This window comes from Gehongia tenuis, from assembly GCF_014384795.1.
Classification (GTDB): Bacteria; Bacillota; Clostridia; order Christensenellales; family NSJ-53; genus Gehongia; species Gehongia tenuis.
The window spans coordinates 69,878-88,007 of the sequence record NZ_JACRSR010000001.1 but is presented as its reverse complement, the minus strand read 5'-3'; the positions used below and the strand labels follow the sequence as shown (position 1 = coordinate 88,007).

17 protein-coding genes are annotated in these 18,130 nt (G+C 58.6%); 11 read left to right on the top strand and 6 right to left on the bottom strand.

Features of this window, described 5'->3' with window-relative positions; genetic code table 11:
* The first annotated feature begins 120 nt into the window (after positions 1 to 120).
* The 5 genes from H8696_RS00395 to H8696_RS00375 all read left to right on the top strand — a co-directional run bounded on the left by H8696_RS00395 (position 121) and on the right by H8696_RS00375 (position 5,423).
* Positions 121 to 1,620: a Na+/H+ antiporter NhaC family protein gene (locus tag H8696_RS00395; RefSeq protein WP_249314197.1), complete on the top strand. Its 1,500-nt coding sequence runs from the start codon at positions 121 to 123 to the stop codon at positions 1,618 to 1,620.
* A gap of 255 nt (positions 1,621 to 1,875) precedes the next feature.
* Positions 1,876 to 2,739, top strand: a complete 864-nt coding sequence (locus H8696_RS00390; protein ID WP_249314195.1) for an RNA polymerase sigma factor — start codon at positions 1,876 to 1,878, stop codon at positions 2,737 to 2,739.
* Positions 2,736 to 3,410 carry a DUF2461 domain-containing protein gene (locus tag H8696_RS00385; RefSeq protein ID WP_249314194.1) on the top strand — a complete coding sequence of 225 codons (675 nt, stop codon included), beginning with the start codon at positions 2,736 to 2,738 and terminating at the stop codon, positions 3,408 to 3,410. The genes H8696_RS00390 and H8696_RS00385 overlap by 4 nt, the downstream gene beginning before the upstream one ends.
* A gap of 181 nt (positions 3,411 to 3,591) precedes the next feature.
* Complete coding sequence (locus H8696_RS11375) at positions 3,592 to 3,879, top strand: GNAT family N-acetyltransferase (RefSeq protein WP_407926351.1); 288 nt, start codon at positions 3,592 to 3,594, stop codon at positions 3,877 to 3,879.
* Positions 3,880 to 3,986: 107 nt separating this feature from the next.
* Entirely contained in the window at positions 3,987 to 5,423 is a 1,437-nt protein-coding gene (locus H8696_RS00375; protein ID WP_249314193.1) for a M20 family metallopeptidase, read from the top strand.
* A gap of 39 nt (positions 5,424 to 5,462) precedes the next feature.
* Here H8696_RS00375 and H8696_RS00370 read toward each other — a convergent pair whose 3' ends face one another.
* The 3 genes from H8696_RS00370 to H8696_RS00360 form a co-directional block, all read right to left on the bottom strand.
* Positions 5,463 to 5,807 carry a DsrE family protein gene (locus H8696_RS00370; protein ID WP_249314192.1) on the bottom strand — a complete coding sequence of 115 codons (345 nt, stop codon included), beginning with the start codon at positions 5,805 to 5,807 and terminating at the stop codon, positions 5,463 to 5,465.
* A gap of 10 nt (positions 5,808 to 5,817) precedes the next feature.
* Entirely contained in the window at positions 5,818 to 7,284 is a 1,467-nt protein-coding gene (locus H8696_RS00365; RefSeq protein ID WP_249314191.1) for an MATE family efflux transporter, read from the bottom strand.
* Between the two features lie 203 nt (positions 7,285 to 7,487).
* Complete coding sequence (locus tag H8696_RS00360; protein ID WP_249314189.1) at positions 7,488 to 8,288, bottom strand: MerR family transcriptional regulator; 801 nt, start codon at positions 8,286 to 8,288, stop codon at positions 7,488 to 7,490.
* A gap of 169 nt (positions 8,289 to 8,457) precedes the next feature.
* Between H8696_RS00360 and H8696_RS00355 the strand changes: the two genes are divergently transcribed.
* Both H8696_RS00355 and H8696_RS00350 read left to right on the top strand, forming a co-directional pair.
* Positions 8,458 to 8,832 carry a hypothetical protein gene (locus H8696_RS00355; protein WP_249314188.1) on the top strand — a complete coding sequence of 125 codons (375 nt, stop codon included), beginning with the start codon at positions 8,458 to 8,460 and terminating at the stop codon, positions 8,830 to 8,832.
* 60 nt (positions 8,833 to 8,892) lie between these two features.
* Positions 8,893 to 10,827 (top strand): clostripain-related cysteine peptidase, encoded by a 1,935-nt coding sequence (locus H8696_RS00350; RefSeq protein ID WP_249314187.1) that lies wholly within the window; start codon positions 8,893 to 8,895, stop codon positions 10,825 to 10,827.
* On the opposite strand, the gene H8696_RS00345 is transcribed toward H8696_RS00350, so the two are convergent.
* The 3 genes from H8696_RS00345 to H8696_RS00335 are packed head-to-tail and all read right to left on the bottom strand — an operon-like array spanning position 10,824 to position 13,310.
* The gene (locus H8696_RS00345) at positions 10,824 to 11,912 is read right to left on the bottom strand and encodes a metallophosphoesterase family protein (RefSeq protein ID WP_249314186.1); all 1,089 of its coding nucleotides are present in this window, start codon (positions 11,910 to 11,912) and stop codon (positions 10,824 to 10,826) included. The genes H8696_RS00350 and H8696_RS00345 overlap by 4 nt on opposite strands.
* Positions 11,905 to 12,378, bottom strand: coding sequence for a GNAT family N-acetyltransferase (locus H8696_RS00340; protein ID WP_249314185.1), 474 nt, complete (start codon positions 12,376 to 12,378; stop codon positions 11,905 to 11,907). The genes H8696_RS00345 and H8696_RS00340 overlap by 8 nt, the downstream gene beginning before the upstream one ends.
* Positions 12,372 to 13,310, bottom strand: coding sequence for a LysR family transcriptional regulator (locus tag H8696_RS00335; protein WP_249314184.1), 939 nt, complete (start codon positions 13,308 to 13,310; stop codon positions 12,372 to 12,374). The genes H8696_RS00340 and H8696_RS00335 overlap by 7 nt, the downstream gene beginning before the upstream one ends.
* A gap of 167 nt (positions 13,311 to 13,477) precedes the next feature.
* Between H8696_RS00335 and H8696_RS00330 the strand changes: the two genes are divergently transcribed.
* The 4 genes from H8696_RS00330 to H8696_RS00315 all read left to right on the top strand — a co-directional run bounded on the left by H8696_RS00330 (position 13,478) and on the right by H8696_RS00315 (position 18,122).
* A complete protein-coding gene (locus tag H8696_RS00330) occupies positions 13,478 to 14,653 on the top strand; it encodes an iron-containing alcohol dehydrogenase (RefSeq protein ID WP_249314182.1) in 1,176 nt (391 codons plus the stop codon).
* Between the two features lie 123 nt (positions 14,654 to 14,776).
* Positions 14,777 to 15,619 (top strand): sulfide/dihydroorotate dehydrogenase-like FAD/NAD-binding protein, encoded by an 843-nt coding sequence (locus H8696_RS00325; RefSeq protein WP_249314181.1) that lies wholly within the window; start codon positions 14,777 to 14,779, stop codon positions 15,617 to 15,619.
* Positions 15,619 to 17,007, top strand: a complete 1,389-nt coding sequence (gltA, locus tag H8696_RS00320) for an NADPH-dependent glutamate synthase (RefSeq protein ID WP_249314180.1) — start codon at positions 15,619 to 15,621, stop codon at positions 17,005 to 17,007. The genes H8696_RS00325 and gltA overlap by 1 nt, the downstream gene beginning before the upstream one ends.
* Before the next feature lie 251 nt (positions 17,008 to 17,258).
* A complete protein-coding gene (locus H8696_RS00315) occupies positions 17,259 to 18,122 on the top strand; it encodes a sugar phosphate isomerase/epimerase family protein (protein ID WP_249314179.1) in 864 nt (287 codons plus the stop codon).
* Positions 18,123 to 18,130: the final 8 nt, after the last annotated feature.

The window sequence follows — 18,130 nt, the reverse complement described above, 5'->3', positions numbered from 1 at the left end:
ACATTGTAACCCGAAAGCAGCCCATTCATTCAATGTTCCCCCTTTGTTCGTATTGAAATCAAGACTCAAAACCTTATAATAAAACACATAAATATACATTTTGAAGGGAGTTTGCAACGTATGCAGGAAACATTTTGGTCCCTGGTTCCCGCCATCATTGCCATCGCACTTGCCCTCATCACGAAGGAGGTCTACGTGTCGCTCATCCTCGGCATCCTGGCCGGAGCTCTGTTCTTCACCGGCTTTGACGTGCTGGGCTCGGTAAAGACCACCTTCGGCATCATGGGCGAGAAGATCGGCGGCAACGCCAACATCCTGATCTTCCTGGTGCTGCTGGGCATCCTGGTGGCCCTCATCACCAAGTCCGGCGCATCCCGGGCCTATGGCGAGTGGGCCAGCCGGCACATCAAAACGAAGCGGGGCGCCCTCGCGGCCACCAGCGCTCTTGGCGCGCTCATCTTCGTGGACGACTACTTCAACTGCCTGACGGTGGGCACGGTGATGCGCCCGGTGACGGACAAGCAGGGCGTTTCCCGGGCCAAGCTGGCCTACATCATCGACGCCACGGCGGCGCCCGTCTGCATCATCGCGCCCATATCGAGCTGGGCGGCGGCTGTGGCTTCCTCCCTGCCGGAGGGATCGTCCATCGACGGTTTCTCTCTATTCCTCAAAACCATCCCCCTCAACCTCTACGCCCTGCTCACCCTGGGCATGCTTGTGGCGCTCATCGCATTCAACTTCGATTTCGGCACCATGAAAAAGCATATCCTGAGGTATGCAGGCAAGCTGGACCAGGATCCCTCACAAAAGAATGTGGAAAATACGCCCACCGGCAAGGGCCGGGTGCTGGACGTGATCGTTCCCATTGCGGTGCTCATCGTGTTCTGCGTCGCCGGCATGCTCTACACCGGCGGCATCCTGGACGGCGTTGGCATTGTGGATGCTTTTGCCAACTGCGATTCCGCCCTCAGCCTGGTGCTCGGTTCCTTCTTCACCCTCATCTTCACCTTCATCCTCTACATTCCCCGCCGGGTCATCACCTTCCGGGAATTCTGCGGATGCTTCGTGACGGGGTTCCAATCCATGGTTCCCGCCATCATGATCCTCTGCCTCGCCTGGACCCTTTCCGGCGTATGCGGGGACAACTATCTCAACGCCGGCGGCTATGTGAGCGGCCTTGTGGGCTCAAGCTCCATGGCCCTTGGCATTCTGCCCGCCATCTTCTTCCTGGTGGCGCTGGGCCTGGCCTTCGCCACCGGCACCAGCTGGGGGACCTTTGGCATCCTCATTCCCATCATCGTCCCCATCTTCGGCGATGTGGAGAGCTCCCTCATGGTGACCACCGTGGCGGCGGTGCTGGCCGGCGCGGTGTGCGGCGACCATGTTTCCCCCATCTCGGACACCACCATCCTGGCCTCGGCAGGCGCTCAATGCAATCACATTGAACACGTATCCACCCAGATGCCTTACGCCCTCATGGTGGCCGGCTGCTGTTTTGTGGGTTATCTGGTGGCCGGCTTCACGGGCAGCACGCTGTTGGCTCTTGCCGCGGGTTTCGTGCTTCTCGCCGCCGCCCTTTTCGTGGGCTACCGGATGAGCCGCCGGACCGCGTCCTCCTGAAAGTGGGAAAGCCCGCCTTTGAGGCGGCTCAGTAAAAAAGCATAAGACAGCTTCGGGAAACGGCGTAACTTCGGCTATGCCGTTTCTTTCTTCTTTTTACAGCACGGCAGGTATTCCACAAAACCACATCGCACTCCCACGTCCGCTCTGCCGAGGATAAAAATTGTCACACGGCCTCAATTTCTCCGTCTAACTTTATAGGAGGCAAAGTTGAGACAGTCTATAACGAGAGCCTCTTCGAAAGGACGGTGCAAAATGAATTTTGAAAATGAAACGCAGTTGATCGGAAAGGCTGTTTCCGGCGATAAAAAAGCGCTGGAGGCTCTTCTTTGCGGAGCGCAGGACATGGTGTTTAATCTGTCTTTAAGGATGCTCGGGGCTATTCCCGATGCGGAGGACGCCACACAGGAGATTTTGATTAAAATTATGACGCATTTATCCTCATTCCGCGAAGAAAGCAGCCTTTCCACGTGGGTATTCCGTATCGCGATGAACCATCTGAAAAGCTACCGAAAAGGGATGTTCGCCCAGCATCCGCTCAGTTTTGAAATCTATGGGGAGGACATCGCTTCCGGGCGGGAACGCGACGTGCCGGATATGGGCGGCGGTGTGGATAAGGCCTTATTGGAACGGGAATTAAAGCTGAGCTGTTCAAACGTCATGCTTCAATGCCTCACTCCCGAGGATCGCGCCGTCTACATTTTAGGCACGATGTTCCGTTTGGACAGCCGGATTGCAGCGGAGATTCTGGAAACGACCCCGGAGGCTTATCGCAAGAGGCTGTCCCGTATCCGCAAAAAAATGGGCGCGTTTTTAAACAAATACTGCGGACTTAGCGGAGCGGGTATGTGTTCTTGCAAACGCCGGACCAATTACGCCATTGTCACCGGGCGGCTCAATCCCAGCTATCTTGCCTTCAGCGCCATGCGCGAGTGCCGCTTCAGCGACATTGTGTCCTGTACCGATGCGATGGAGCAGCTGGATGATCTCTCCCAGATTTTTGCGGGATTTCCCGCCTATCGTTCTACGGAGCGCGTCACCGTGTGGATGAAAGAGCTGATGGCAGGCAAACCGTTTTCTGCCGTGATGAAGGGACAGGAGGCGGCGACACGAATATGAACAGGATTTTAGATTATCTCGCCGCTTTGGAACAGAACAACAACAAAGAATGGTATCACGCTCATAAGGCGGAACGCGAAGCCGCCAGCCGCGAATTCGAGGTGCTGGTTGACATGCTGATGATGGAGCTTCGCAAGACCGATGAGAACATCCCGCCTGTCGAGCCAAAGAAGCTGACCTTCAAGATGGTGCGGGACACTCGCTTTTCCAACGACAAATCGCCGTATAATCCGGCATTCCGTGCCCACATTGCGCCTAAAGGCAAGCTCCCCGTCCCGGTAGGCTACTTTCTTATGCTGCGGCCAGAAGGGCGGTCATTTCTGGGCGGCGGGCTCTTCGCCGATATGTTCAAAGATGCGACGGCGATGGTGCGAAATTACATTGCCGCCCACGGCAACGATTGGAACGAGATTATCACTGCTCCAGCCTTTACAAAACACTTTGCCGTGAAGGGAACGGCGCTCAAAAAAGTGCCGCAGGGCTATGATCCCGGCCACCCGCAGGGCGAATATCTGAAATATAAAAGCTGGTATTTGGAGTATCCCCTCACGGACAAGCAGTTGATGAAAGCGGATTTTGTGGACTACGCCGCCGACATCTTCGTCAGGATGCAGGCGTTTAACGGCTTTTTGAACCGGGCGCTGGAAAACTTCCAGATGCCGCCGCGATAAGTCCCAAAAAACAGCCGCCCTTTTCGGTCATGGGATTGAAATATGAGGGAATCACTGGAAAGTCTCTGATATAATGAATGATGCGGATGGGGAAAGGACGGTGAACAATGAAAATACGGATGGCCGACTCCGGCGATCTTGAAGTGTTGGCAAAGAATGACAGCCAGCCGGCAAAAACGCCTTGGCATTCCATGATATAGACCCTTTGAGATATAATCTTTTTTGGGATCACACGCCATTTATGAATATGCTTTATCTTTTAAACGAATACAGGGGAAAGGGGCTGGGACAAAAACTCGTCTCGTTTTGGGAGGCGCAAATGAGATCGGAGGGGTATCCTCTTGTGATGACTTCCACCGTTTCATGCGAATATGCCCAGCATTTTTATTATAAGCTGGGCTATGCTGCCGTCGGGGGTTTTACCGCACAGGACGGATCCTATGAGCTCATTTTAGAAAAATCCTTATAAATTTGGCGCCGGGAAAAGCGCTTTTTCTCGAGGCGTGCGTCCGTGAAACACTGTTTTTTGCCTTCCCCCGTATGGTACAATAGGGGGAGTACGGAAGGAGGATCAGCATGGATAAACAAGCGGCCCTTCGGGTCATCGACGAACAGCAGGACTTTGTCATCGGGGTCAGCGATCGGATCTGGGCCACCCCGGAGACCAATTTTCAGGAGAAGGCGTCGGCCAAGACGCTGTGCGCCGCCCTGCGGCAGGCGGGTTTTGCCGTGGAGGAGGGTGTGGCGGATATCCCCACCGCCTTCACCGGCACCTTTGGCGCGGGCAGGCCCGTGATCGGTATTTTGGGCGAGTATGACGCCCTGTCCGGCCTCAGTCAGGAAGGCGGCTGCCCCGAAAAGAAGCCGCTGGTGGAGGGCGGCCATGGCCACGGCTGCGGCCACAACAGCCTTGGCAGCGGCTCCCTGGCGGCCGCCATCGCCGTCAAAGCCTATCTTGAGGGCACCGGAAAATCGGGCACGGTGATCTATTTTGGCTGCCCGGCGGAGGAGGGCGGATCGGGCAAGGCCTATATGGCGCGGGCCGGACTGTTCAGCGGTGTGGACATCGCTCTTACATGGCACCCCATGTCCGTCAACTGCATTGCCAGCGGCTCCTGCCTGGCCAATTATGAGGTGGCCTATCATTTCAGCGGCATCGCCGCCCACGCCTCCAGCGCACCCCATCTTGGACGCTCCGCCCTGGACGCGGTGGAGCTGATGAACGTGGGCTGTCAGTTTCTTCGGGAACACATCATCCCCGAAGCCCGCATCCATTACGCCATCACCAATGCCGGCGGCATCTCCGCCAACGTGGTGCAGCCGGAAGCGGAGGTGGTCTATCTCATCCGGGCGCCCAAGATCGAGGAAGTGGAACCCATCTATCAGCGGGTGAACGATATCGCAAAGGGCGCCGCCCTCATGACGGGCACCACCCTCAAGGCCCGCTTCATCAAGGGCACTTCCAATACGGTGCCCAACGGCGTGCTGGAGCGGGTGATGCATGAAAACTTTGCCGCGCTGCCCCTGCCCCAATACACCGAGGAGGAGCGCGCCTTTGCGGCCAAACTCATCGAGAACTTTGCCGAAGGCCGGGAGCTCCACGACACCGCCGAGGTGTACTGCCCCGAATTCAAGGAGGCTCTGCGCAGCTACCAGGCCAGGGAGGGCGTATCCATCAACAACTTCCTGCTGCCTCAGGTGAGCTACGATACAGTGTCGCCCGGCTCCACCGACGTGGGCGATGTGAGCTGGGTGTGCCCGGTGGGACAGGTCTATACCGCCTGCTCCCCCGCCACCATCGCTCTGCATTCGTGGGCCTATACCGCCTGCGGAAACACCTCCTTCGCCCACAAGGGGCTTCTCCTTGCGGCCAAGGTCATGGCGGCCTCCGCCATCGACCTGCTGGAAAATCCCGATCTGGTGGAGAAGGCCCAGGCCGAGCACCGGCACCAGCTGGGCGGTTCGGTGTACCGCTGCCCCATCCCCGAGGGCGTAAGTCCCAAACTCGATTGAAAAGGCGTCAAAAAAGGCCCGCTCACGGCGGGCCTTTTCCTATGGCTTGATATAGGCGTAACCTTCCGATTCGCGCTTTGCGATTTCCACCACGCCGGCGGGAACCACCGTAACAAAACCGCACAGGCTTTCCCGGCCTATCCCCCTTTTCCTCAAAGCATTGCTGCAGGCGGCCAGCACCGCGCCCCTGTCGCAGAGCTCCGCCATCCGCCCCGCCATTTCGCCGTCCGCGCCCTGGACCAGCGTTTCCACCGCCGCCCCGTTGGCCACAAACTCAAGCTCGAAGGTCTCCCCCTCCTTCTCGCCGTAAGCAAAGATGTTCGCTCCGTTTTCGAGGGCCAGATTCCACTTTTCATTTTCATCCACGTGCAGCAAAATTTTCATTGCGCTTCTCCTAAACCTTCAGCGTCTTCCACTTGCCCGAATTATACCGGAGCAGCACCAGGAAGGACCTGAGGAGCTGGTCGGCCACCAGAGCGATCCAGGCGCCCGCCAGGCCCCAATGCAGCACATTGATGGTCAGGATGGCGAGGATGGGCCGCACCAAAAGGGTGGTCACAAACATGATGGCCGCCGTGGCCTTGGTATCCCCCGCGCCGCGAAGAGCGCCGGAAAGAATGAACTGAGAGGACTGGAAGGGTTGGATCAGCGCCACAAACATGAGAATCTTCGCGCCCTGGCTGATAACGCTCGGATCATCCGAATAGAGCGAAACGATGGCGCCGCCAAAGCAGAAGAATACCAGCGCCAGCACCAGGGACACCATCATGCCCACCCGCCGGGTCCGCCGGCTGTAGGCCTGGGCCATATCCGGCCTGCCCTTGCCCAGACTCTGGCCCAGCAAGGAGGTGGCCGCAACGCCGAAAGCCTGGCCGTTCATGAAGGACATGGCCTGGATATTCATACACACCTGATGGGTGGCGTAGGCCACCGTTCCCAGCGACGCCACGGTGCGCACGTAGATGATAATGCCCACCCGCATGACCAGCTGCTCCACCATGGCGGGGATGCCGATATTGACGATGCTCTTCAGGGTCTTGGGATCGGGCTTGAAGCTTGCCCGGAAGTCCAGTCTGAGATAGCGCCGGTGTCCCATCACCGAGGCCATGGCCAGCACAAAGGCCACGAACTGGCCCAGGACCGTCGCCAGGGAGGCGCCGGCGACCTCCAGCCGGGGCATGCCCCAGTGTCCGTAGATGAGCAGATAGTTGAGAAAAACGTTGACCACGTTGGCGGTCAGGTTGTACAGCATGGCGGTGCGGGAATCGCCCACCCCGCGAAGGGTTGCCGTGATGGTGGTGGTGAGGGCCATAAACACGAAGCCCACCATCTGGATCTGGAGGTACACGGTACCCCCGGCCAGGGTTTCCGCATCGGAGGCGCCCATAAATTTCACCAGCGGTTCGGAAAAGAAAAATCCCACCACGGACGCCACCACCGATAAGGTCAGCGTCATGACCAGCGCCTGGCGCATAACTTTGTTGGCTTTATCCCGTTCCCCGGCGCCCTTGTGCCGGGCCACCAGCGCGGTTGCGCCCACATTCATCGCCATGAACATGGTCATCAGCAGGAATTTCGGCTGTGTCGTCAGTCCTACCGATGTCAATGCCCATGGTCCAAGCTGCCCCACCATCATGAGATCCACCATGGATGCGAGCTGGGTCAGTGTGAGTTCCACGAAGGACGGCCAGGCGATGCGCAGCACATCCTTGTAGAGCATCTTGGATTCAAGCTCTTCCGGAATGTCCCGCTTCTTTTTATCAATCTTTAGGTGCTCGGCAGCCACCTCGCCCGTGCCCGGCTCCACAAGATCGAGCGCCATCACCGGTCCTTCGATGGATTTCTGTTTTCGCCCAAACATAGCTTTCCCCCTTTCATCCTAGCGAACAAAGAGCGCCTTTCACAGGCGTTCCCATCGCATGGACGGCTTTCAAGCCGTTTCTACTTAATAATATATTTTTAGGCACTATTTTTTATATACCCTAATCGAATCCCCTTTTCCTCCTTTCAGCGCAAAAATATTTTTCCAGAAAATTTAAAGACCGCCCCGAAGGGCGGCCAAATCTAGGCGCGGGCAATGGGTATTTGGATCTCCGTCAGCCAGTCCTCCCGTCGATCCCTGTTCCAGACGCCGTCGATATAGAACTCCCGCGGACTTTCCGAGGGCTCATAGCCGTTTTCCTCCATCCACCGGTGGAGAAAGGCGTAGGCATCCCTGAGCCCGTCGTAGGCGCCCCGATGAACAGCGCAGACCGCCGGCGTGCTTTGAAGGGTCTTAAACTTGATGGTCCTTGTCTCCACCCCCGCCTTCTCCACCGCCTGGCAGTACTCGATGCGAATATCCCGTTCCCGGTATTCATCCAAATAGCGTACAAAACAGTAATCCGGCTGGGTGCAGCGGATTTTGGGGTTGGCGGCGCGGCATTCCTCAGCCGACTGCAGCACGAAGCAGCCGTAATCCGCGAAGCTTTTCACCGTGCCCTCCTTGCTGTACACCGTGCACTCGGGCAGATTCTTGATGATGGCTTGATACATGGTTTCCTCCTTTTCATGGTCCATAAGGCTGGCGATGCGGGAAAGCCTGGCGGCAATCCGCTCCGCCTCCGCTTCCAGCTCCCCTCTGCGGAAGCGGAGAATCCCGCCCAGATCCTCTCCGTCCAGGACGGCCTTCACCTCCTCCACCGACAGCCCCGCCTGACGCAGGGACAGGATGCGGCTCAGGGCTGCCAGCTGGCCGGCGTCATAGTAGCGGTAGCCGGTGGCCCCATCCACACGGGCCGGGCGCAGCAGTCCCGCCTCGTCGTAATAGCGCAGGGTTTTCACCGTGGTCCTCGTCATTTTGGAAAATTCTCCGATGCGATACATGTAAAACCTCCTCTCATCACCATGCTACCCTTTCCTGCAGGGGGAAAGTCAAGGCCTCCATGCAGGACGATAAAAAAATCTAAAATCCCCCTTCCGGAATCAAGCCCCTTTATGGTATGCTGAAGATAGCAGCGAGGGCTGCAATAGAGAAAAACGGGGAGGTATGTATATGTCCAGGGCTTCAACTTTGCTGAAGGTGACCAGCATCCTGTTCATCATCTTTGGCGCCTATGTATGCATCGCGGCTTTGGTGCTGCTCTTTGGCGGAGCGGTGCTTCTGTCGTCGGGCATGGGCGGCGCCGGTTTGCTGGTGATCCTCGCCACGCTTATCAGCTGCGCCGGTGGCGTGCTCGAGCTTACTGCCGGCATCATGGGCGTCATCGGCAAGAAGATCGAGACCTGCCGGATCCTTGCCATCATCATTCTGGCCATCTGTGCCGTCAATCTTATCTTCGCAATCGCGGACGGCAGCTTTGGCATCTCCACCCTCATCGGTCTGGTGTTGCCCATTTTGTATTTTATCGGCGTGCAGCAGTCCCTCTGAGCATGATTTTCACGACAGTGCCGCCTCAACGGGCGGCATTGCTGTTTAAGGAGTTCGTCTATGAAGCGTAAAATGGTTCTCGCACTGGTGATCCTGGTCCTTTTTGCGGCCGGCTGCCAGCCCAAAACCCCGGCAAGCGCCGCGGGCACCCCTCCCGAGAGCGGAAGCTGGACGGTGCTCATCTATCTGTGCGGGTCCGACCTCGAATCCCAGGGCGCAAAGGCGTCCCAGAACCTGGCGGAGCTGGCGGCGGTGGACAAGCCGGACGGCATCAACGTGCTGGTGCAGGCCGGCGGCGCGTCGGACTGGCACACCGAGGGCTTTAAAAGCGAGAGATCCCAGCGCTTCCTTTTGGAGGATCATGATTGGACTTTGGTGGACGAGGGCCCTTTGCTGAACATGGGCGAGGCGGACACCCTGGGCGATTTCCTCGCCTACGGCACGGAGCGCTACCCCGCGGAGCGCACCATGGCCCTCATCTGGAATCACGGCGGCGGCAGTGTGGCCGGGGCCGCCTTTGACGAACTGTTCGACGGCGACAGCCTGACCCTGCCGGAGCTTTCCCAGGCCTTCGCCGCTTCGGGCACAAAGTTCGATCTCATCGGCTTTGACTGCTGCCTTATGGCATCCCTGGAGACGGCCGCCGCCCTCGCGCCCCACGGCGGATACATGGCGGCCTCCGAGGAGTATGAGCCCGGCGGCGGCTGGGACTACGGCGCGTTTCTTGCCTATCTTGGCGCCAATCCTGAATGCACGCCCGTCGATCTTGGCAAGGTGATCTGCGACAGCTATTATGCCAAGTGCCTCGACGCAAAAAGCGGCGCCATGGCCACCCTGTCCCTCATCGACCTTTCCAGCGTGCCCGCCCTCACCGCCGCTTTTGACGCCATGGCCAAGGAGATGAGCGCCTCCGCCGTGGATATCTCCGCTCTGCAGGCCTTTGCCCAGGGCGCCCGCCAGGCGGAACATTTCGGCGGCAACACCGAGGAGGAGGGGTTCACCAACATGGTGGATCTGGGCGATCTCGCCCGGCAGACCGAAGCCGTGCTGCCGGACACGGCCGCCGGCGTCACGGCGGCTTTGGAGCAGGCGGTGGTTTATCAGATTACCGGGGAGAGCCGCCAGGGCTCCAGCGGCCTTTCCGTATTCTATCCGCTGGCCTCCAGCACGGCTTTATGCGATGCCTACGCCAAGGCCGCCACCAGCAGCCATTACCTTCGCTACATCCAGGCCGTCACCGGCTGGAGCCCTTCGGAGGAGCTTGCCCTGCCCAATGAGCAGCCCTGTGTGCAAGCCGTGGATTACGCCGTCGCTTCGGAGAGCTACATCACACCGGACGGCTACTATGCCCTGCATATCAACAGCGACCTCGACGCGGTGGAAGCCGTGGAATTTTCCCTCTATTATATGGATTACAGGAGCGGCCGCTATGTGCTTCTCGGCATGGACAACGACATTGACGCCAACTGGACGAGCGGCCTGTTCCTGGACAATTTCAGGGGGGTATGGCCCACATTGAACGGTCTTTACTGCGCGCCCACCCTGATCTCCGGGGACGAGAACACCAATCTTTATTCCATTCCCATCAAGCTGAACGGAAAAAAGACCAACCTCCGGGCCGCCTACGTCTGGGACGAAAACGGGGAGAATGGTCATTATGAGATCTATGGCGCATGGGACGGCCTGTCCTCCGGCGGAATGAGCTCCCGGGAAGTCACGCCCCTCAAGGACGGCGACCGGGTGGAGCTGCTGTTCAGCTTGACCAACTGGGAAACCGGCGAAGATGAGCTTTACGCCATGGGCGCCTTCACCGTCCAGGGCGATGTGGTGATGGAGGAATCGGAGCTGGTGGACGGCGACTACCTCTATCAGTACCGCATCACCGACGTCTTCGGCCGGGTGACCACCTCCCCCGCCATCATCATGGAATGCAAGGAGGGCGAGATCTTCCTGTACGAGACGGCGGACCCGCCAAGCGGTGAACCCGGGAACTAAACCAGCCAAATAACCCCCGCAGCGGCCAGCACGGCCAAAAAGGCCAGAGCGGATCTTGCGATGAACCGGCAGCCCGCCTCCCTCGTGGCGGGCATGTTTGTGAGCACGAAATCCTTGAGCGGCCGGGAAGGACGCCTTCCCACCACCTCTTGGTAGCTCGTCGTCCAGGTCTCATAGCCGCCGGTCTCCCGGATCTCGAACAGGCGCACGGCCCGCTCCACCCCCGGTCCGTATTCGTTGAATCCGGCGCTTTGGGCATAGCCAAGATCCATGCCCTTCCAGCTGCCCACGAAGCTGTTCTTGTGATCGTGTCCGCAGTAGAGGCCCAAAATCTCTCCCTTCTCTGTGAGCGCCGCCCCTTCCCCACTGTTCACATCGGGCACCGAGGGCGCCTCCCCCATGAATCCGCCCGGACGGACCTTGGCCGGGTCCAGGCGGTAGAACTCATGCCTATGGGTCCGGTACGCCTCCACGGCGCCGGACTTTTTTCGTTTTACTCTTTGGAGCAGATGGTAGTATTCGGGAATCGGGATATGCTGGAACACCAGACCGGGCAGCTGGTACCGGTCCCGCACCTCCCGGTACCAGTCCAGCGTCTTTTGCGGCACCGCTTCGTAGCCGCCGCCCTTCATCCCGCCGCCGGAATCAATAAGATAGATCAAAAGAGCCGGCTCGCCGTCCCGCCCCAGCACGGGCAGCGCCTGGGTGCCCGGCTCCAGCACCTCCCCCGCCCTTGCGAGACAGCCGGGAAAAGCCTCGTAGAGAAGCATCTGCTCCGCACCCGACAAACCCACCTGCCGGTCATGGTTGCCGAAGGTGACGGCAAAGGGAATCTCCCTTTCCACAAGGGGCCGCAGGATCTCGTTCAGGGTGCGGGAAATCTTCTCCTTCCGGCGCCTGCCCCGAAAGAAGGGATTGTAGCCCTTGATCTGATCGCCGGTAAAGACCACAAGGTCCGGCCTCTCCCGCTCCAGGGCGCTGTCGATGAGCCGCACCGTGTCCCTTGAGACGCGGACGTTCTCCTGGGTGTCGGCGATCTGCATCACCCTGAACCGTCCGCCGGTGAAACGAAGGGCGTCACTCATGGGCCAGTTTCTCCAGCGTCTCGCCGGTGAGGCGATAGGTGGTCCACTCCTCCATGGGCCGGGCGCCGAGGGAACGGTAGAAGGCGATGCTGGGCGCGTTCCAGTCGAGGCACGCCCACTCCAGCCGTCCGCAGCCCCGTTCAATAGCAATCTCCGCCAGTCTTTTCAAGAGGGCCTTGCCAAAGCCCCTGCCCCGCATGGCCGGCTCCACAAAAAGATCCTCGAGATAGATGCCCGCCCGGCCCAGGAAGGTGGAAAAGTTGTGGAAAAACAGCGCAAAACCCACCGGCTCTCCCGCCCATTCGCCGATCAAAACCTCCGCCTTCCCCTTCTCAAAGATCCACTCCCGCAGCAGCGCTTCGCTGGCCACCACTTCGCTCTCCATCCGCTCATAGCGGGCCAGTTCCTCGATGAAGTGCAGAATAAGGCCCGCATCGGCCTCATCCGCAAAACGAATCTTCAACATTGATCTTCTTCTCCCTTCAAGGTCCGGATTTCGTTCTTCACCGTCTCGATAAAGCCCTTCTCGATCCGGTTCAATGCGTGGTCCTCCTTGTACACCAAAAGGTCCTTGTTCGCCGTGGCGCTGGGGCAGGGGATCTGCACCAGCCGGTTTTCCAGCAGAATCTCCTCGGGCAGCGGCGATACCCACATGTAGGTGCCCTCCACCCGCTGGAGCAGATTGTATTGGCTGCCCCGCTCATAGATGTAGATCCGCCGCTTGCTGCCCTTCATTCTGGCGTCCCGGTTGATCTGGGCAAAGGTGAGGGAGGGCACTTGGAAGTCGCCGTGAACGATTTCCGTGTAGCCATCCAAAAGATGATAGGGAATCTCCGTCTCCCCCGCCAGCGGGTGCTCCTCGCTCATCAGCAGCACCATGCCGTACTCCCATAGGAGCTCCGAATTCAGGTGCAGGTTGTCTAAAAAGTTTGTGAAATATTCCTCATAGATGTTCTGAAAGCGAATGATGGCCAGCTGGGATTCGCCGTTCACCACATCGGTGGCAGCGCCCATGCTGGAGGTCTCCTTGAACCGGACGGAAAGGGGCGCATCCCCGGGGACCTGCTTTAAAAAATCGGTGAAGGCCACCGAGATGTATGTCGCCCGGGGCACGGAAATATGCAGCTCAAAGACCTGGCTCTCCTCCTTCTTGTAGAGGGATTCCAGCTCATCCACCTGGGAAAGGATCGTCTTTGCATAGCCCAGGAACTGGGCGCCCATGGGCGTGGGCTCCACCCCTTGGGCCGTCCTTTTGAAGATGGTCACCCCCACCTCCTTTTCAAGCTCCTTGATGGCCTTGGACAGGTTGGGCTGACCCATGTAAAGGTTCTTGGCCGCCCGGGTGATGGAGCCGTTCTTTTCCACTTCCGTCACGTATCGAAGCTGCTGTAAATCCATACTTTCCCCCTCATGTTCCTAAGTATATACCGTCCATATCCATAATATATTACCCGCTCCAAAAAGACAATGTTAAAATAATATCAAAAGAACAGGGAACACTAATGAGGAATCCCAAATCAAGCAGTTTTAGCGGCTAAGCCGCGGATCAAAAGGAGGCCATTCAAATGCGTTTTACACTGCCAAGAGACATCTACTACGGAAAAGGCACCCTGGACGAGCTCAAGAACCTCAAGGGCAAGAAAGCCATCATTGTGGTGGGCGGCGGCTCCATGAAGCGGTTCGGCTTTTTGGATAAGGTCGTTGACAACTTACATGAGGCTGGCATCGAGACCCGCCTTTTTGAAGGCGTGGAGCCCGATCCTTCGGTGGAAACGGTGATGAAGGGCGCGGCGGCCATGCGTGAATTCGAGCCCGACTGGATCGTGTCCATCGGCGGCGGCTCCCCCATCGACGCGGCCAAGGCCATGTGGGCGTTCTACGAATATCCCGAGACCAAATTCGAGGATCTGATCACCCCCTTCAAGTTCCCCACGCTGCGCCAGAAGGCGAAATTCCTGGCCATCCCTTCCACGTCGGGCACGGCCACGGAGGTCACGGCCTTCTCGGTGATCACCGACTACCAGAAGGGGATCAAGTATCCGCTGGCTGACTTCAACATCACCCCCGATGTGGCTATCGTGGACCCGGAGCTGGCCGAGACCATGCCCGCCAAGCTCACGGCCCACACCGGTATGGACGCTTTGACCCACGCCATCGAGGCCTATGTGTCCACGCTCCATTCGCCCTTCACCGACCCGCTGGCCCTCAAAGCCATCACCATGGTTTTCGAGTACCTGCCGGCCTCCTACAAGGGCGACAAGGAAGCCAGGGAGCAGATGCACTACGCCCAGTGCCTGGCCGGCATGGCCTTCTCCAACGCGCTGCTCGGCATCGTGCACTCCATGGCCCACAAGACCGGCGCGGCTTTCAGCACCGGCCACATTCCCCATGGCTGCGCCAACGCCATCTATCTGCCCTACGTGATCCAGTACAACGCCAAGGATCCCGAGGCCAAGAAGCGCTACGCCGAGATCGCCGCGGCTGTCGGTCTCACGGGCACCGAGGACGAGCTGGTGAAGAAGCTTTGCGAGAAGATCGACGAATACAACGCCAAACTGGATATCCCGAAGACCCTTCGGATGTTCGGCATTGAGGAGAAGGAGTTCAACGAGAAAATCGCTGAGATCGCCAAGAACGCCGTGGGCGATGCCTGCACCGGCTCCAACCCCCGCAGCATCACGCCGGCGGAGATGGAGAAGCTGTTTGGATGCATCTATGACGGCAAAAAGGTGGATTTCTGACTGAACGGCGGCATGAACCGGGGCGGAGGGGGGTAACAAAACCTTCCACCGCCCTTTTTATTGACAGAAAGCCCCCTGCCATGGGAAAATGACGATGTAATTTTGTGCAAATGAGGAATGGCTATGTTTGAGATACTGAAAAAGCAGGAACTGAACCCCACGGTGACGCTCATGGAGATTGCGGCGCCTCTGGTCGCCCGCAAAGCCGAGCCCGGCCAGTTCATCATCCTACGGGTGGATGAGGCCGGGGAGCGCATTCCCCTTACCATCGCCGATTTCGATCGGGAGAAGGGCACCATCACCATCATCTTTCAGATCGTGGGCGCCACCACGGAGAAGCTCAACCACCTGAAGGCGGGCGACCATCTTCAGGACTTCGTGGGCCCCCTCGGAACGCCTTCCCATGTGGAGGGGCTCAAAAAGGTGGCGGTGATCGGCGGCGGCGTGGGCTGCGCCATTGCCTATCCCGTGGCCAAGAAGCTCCACCAGCTGGGATGCGAGGTCCACACCATCGTGGGCTTCCGGAACCGGGAGCTGGTTATCCTGGAGGATTCCTTCAGGGCGGTCAGTGACAAATTTGTGATGATGACCGACGACGGCTCCTACGGCGAGAAGGGGCTTGTAACCAATGCCCTTCAAGCCCTCATCGAGAGCGGCGAAACCTATGACGAGGTGATCGCCATCGGTCCTCTGATCATGATGAAGTTTGTGTGCAAGCTCACCGAGAAGTACGGCATCAAGACCATGGTCAGCATGAACCCCATCATGATCGACGGCACGGGCATGTGCGGCGGCTGCCGTCTGACCGTGGGCGGCAAAACCAAGTTTGCCTGCGTGGACGGCCCCGACTTTGACGGCCATGAGGTGGATTTCGACGAGGCCATGGAGCGCGCCAGCATGTACAAGGATTTTGAACGCCATCAATACGAAGAAACCTGCAACCTGTTTCAAAAGGAGGTGCACTGATGGCCAATATGTCTCCCAAGAAGAACGAGATGCCCGTGCAGAAACCGGACGTGCGCAACAAGAACTTTGACGAGGTCGCCCTTGGCTACACCGAGGAGCAGGCGGTGGACGAGGCCAATCGGTGCCTGGGCTGCAAGCATAAGCCCTGCGTGGGCGGCTGTCCCGTCGCCATTGATATCCCCGCCTTCATCGGCAAGATCAAGGAACGGGATTTCGAAGCCGCCTATCAGATTCTGCAAAAGCAGTCCTCCCTGCCCGCTGTGTGCGGCAGGGTGTGCCCCCAGGAGACCCAGTGCGAAAGCCGCTGCGTAAGGGGCATCAAGGGCGAACCGGTGGCCATCGGCCGCCTGGAACGCTTTGCCGCTGACTGGCATATGAAAAATGCAAAGGAAGCGCCGGCGAAGGTGCCCTCCAACGGACACAAGGTCGCGGTGGTGGGCGCGGGTCCTGCGGGCCTCACCTGTGCCGGCGATCTGCAAAAGGCCGGCTACGAAGTGACCATCTTTGAAGCCCTGCACAAGGCCGGCGGCGTGCTGGTGTACGGCATTCCCGAATTCCGCCTTCCCAAGGCCATTGTCCAGCGGGAAATCGATACCCTGAAGGAACTGGGCGTCAAGGTGGACACCAACGTGGTCATCGGCAAGACCATCACCGTGGACGAGCTGTTTGAAGATGGCTTTGAAGCCATCTTCATCGGGTCCGGCGCGGGCCTGCCCCGGTTTATGAATATTCCCGGCGAGAACCTCAAGGGCGTGTATTCCGCCAATGAGTTCCTGACCCGGACCAACCTCATGAAAGCCTATACCGAGGACAGCGCCACCCCCATCGTGCATGCCAGGAAGGTTGCCGTGGTGGGCGGCGGCAATGTGGCCATGGATGCGGCCCGGTGCGCACTGCGCCTCGGCGCCGAAGAGGTCCATATCGTCTACCGCAGAAGCGACGCCGAGATGCCCGCCCGCCGGGAGGAGATCGAACACGCCAAGGAGGAGGGCGTCATCTTTGACACCCTGACCAATCCCGTGGAAATTCTGGGCGACGAGCACAAGTTTGTTAAGGGCATGCGCTGTGTCCGCATGGAGCTGGGCGAACCCGATGAATCGGGCCGCCGCCGTCCCGTCACCATCGAAGGCTCGGACTTCGTGATGGATGTGGACGCCGTCATCATGTCCATCGGCACCTCCCCCAATCCCCTCATCCACAACACCACCGAGGGGCTGGAAACCAACAAACGGGGATGCATCATTGCCGAGGAGGACACCGGGCTCACCACCCGGGAGGCAGTGTACGCCGGCGGCGACGCGGTGACCGGCGCGGCCACGGTGATCCTGGCCATGGGCGCCGGCAAGAATGCCGCAAAAGCCATCGACCGGTATATTCAGGGCAAATAAACTATCCAAAGCGCCGCAAAATCTGCGGCGCTTTTTTTTAGGAACAGCTACCCCATCGGGCGGGTTTCAGCCGGGACGGGTCTCATCGCCGTCAGGGCTCCCGCTCCGGCGGCTCTCCGGACCGCCCGGAAGGCGATCTGGGATTTAATTGATTTACATTACACTTTCATGATTTATTTACATTATAGGTCTTTACTTTTCATTTGCGCCGTCGTATAATGGGGTTAACACCAGCAAAGGAGAGGTTATTTATGAAAGTTGCCATTCAAACATACTCGGTTCGTCAGCATATGGCCAAGGATTCCGCCGGAACCCTCCGTGCCCTCGCTGAAATGGGTTTCAAAAACTGGGAAACCTGCATGCTGTTTGGCTCGGATGCCGATTGGAACTTTGGTCTTGGGATGCCTCCCAAGGAGGGCAAGAAGTTCATCGATGATCTGGGTGTGAAGATCGTGGGCTGCCATCTGGGTCCCGATGTGATGAAGGACGAGGCCCGCCTGACGGAGTTCCTCGATTATCAGGCCGCCGTGGGCTGCTGGAGCCCCGGACTCGCCGCCGATCATTACCATGATGCGGACGACGTGAAGAAGCGCTGCGAGCTGTTCAACCATGTGGGCGAGCTGTGCCGTGAGCGCGGCATGGTGTTCCATTATCATAACCACTTCCATGAATTCCAGATCTTTGACGGCCAGTACGTCATGGATATCATCCTTGAAAACACCGATCCCGAGCTTGTGGTCATGGAGCTGGATACCTTCTGGGCCGCCCGCGGCGGCGCCGATCCTGTGGCCTTCATGAAGAAGTATGGCAAGCGGGTTATCATGCTCCATCAGAAGGACTTCCCGAAGGATTATCCCGAGGATCTGAACCTTTTCACCGCCGGCCGGATCCATATGGACGAATACATGAACTTCCCCGGCGCTTCCCTGGGTCACGAACAGTTTGCCGAGATCGGCACCGGCGTGCTGCCCATCCAGGAGTACATCGACGCCGGCAACGCCTGCGGCGCCAAGTACATCACTCTGGAACAGGATTTCACGAAGTATGATGAGCTTGAATCCGTTCAGATGAGCTACAACAACTTCAAGGCCTACAATGGCATCGAGTGGGAATAAGTCTTTTT

Bases quoted from the DNA above. Each gene is read 5' to 3' on its own strand.
- H8696_RS00395 (WP_249314197.1), top strand. From the start codon at position 121: ATGCAGGAAACATTTTGGTCCCTGGTTCCCGCCATCATTGCCATCGCA.
- H8696_RS00385 (WP_249314194.1), top strand. From the start codon at position 2,736: ATGAACAGGATTTTAGATTATCTCGCCGCTTTGGAACAGAACAACAAC.
- H8696_RS00390 (WP_249314195.1), top strand. From the start codon at position 1,876: ATGAATTTTGAAAATGAAACGCAGTTGATCGGAAAGGCTGTTTCCGGC.
- H8696_RS00315 (WP_249314179.1), top strand. From the start codon at position 17,259: ATGAAAGTTGCCATTCAAACATACTCGGTTCGTCAGCATATGGCCAAG.
- H8696_RS00335 (WP_249314184.1), bottom strand. From the start codon at position 13,310: ATGGATTTACAGCAGCTTCGATACGTGACGGAAGTGGAAAAGAACGGC.
- H8696_RS00350 (WP_249314187.1), top strand. From the start codon at position 8,893: ATGAAGCGTAAAATGGTTCTCGCACTGGTGATCCTGGTCCTTTTTGCG.
- H8696_RS00365 (WP_249314191.1), bottom strand. From the start codon at position 7,284: ATGTTTGGGCGAAAACAGAAATCCATCGAAGGACCGGTGATGGCGCTC.
- H8696_RS00370 (WP_249314192.1), bottom strand. From the start codon at position 5,807: ATGAAAATTTTGCTGCACGTGGATGAAAATGAAAAGTGGAATCTGGCC.
- gltA (WP_249314180.1), top strand. From the start codon at position 15,619: ATGGCCAATATGTCTCCCAAGAAGAACGAGATGCCCGTGCAGAAACCG.
- H8696_RS00330 (WP_249314182.1), top strand. From the start codon at position 13,478: ATGCGTTTTACACTGCCAAGAGACATCTACTACGGAAAAGGCACCCTG.
- H8696_RS00340 (WP_249314185.1), bottom strand. From the start codon at position 12,378: ATGTTGAAGATTCGTTTTGCGGATGAGGCCGATGCGGGCCTTATTCTG.
- H8696_RS00355 (WP_249314188.1), top strand. From the start codon at position 8,458: ATGTCCAGGGCTTCAACTTTGCTGAAGGTGACCAGCATCCTGTTCATC.
- H8696_RS00325 (WP_249314181.1), top strand. From the start codon at position 14,777: ATGTTTGAGATACTGAAAAAGCAGGAACTGAACCCCACGGTGACGCTC.
- H8696_RS00360 (WP_249314189.1), bottom strand. From the start codon at position 8,288: ATGTATCGCATCGGAGAATTTTCCAAAATGACGAGGACCACGGTGAAA.
- H8696_RS00345 (WP_249314186.1), bottom strand. From the start codon at position 11,912: ATGAGTGACGCCCTTCGTTTCACCGGCGGACGGTTCAGGGTGATGCAG.
- H8696_RS00375 (WP_249314193.1), top strand. From the start codon at position 3,987: ATGGATAAACAAGCGGCCCTTCGGGTCATCGACGAACAGCAGGACTTT.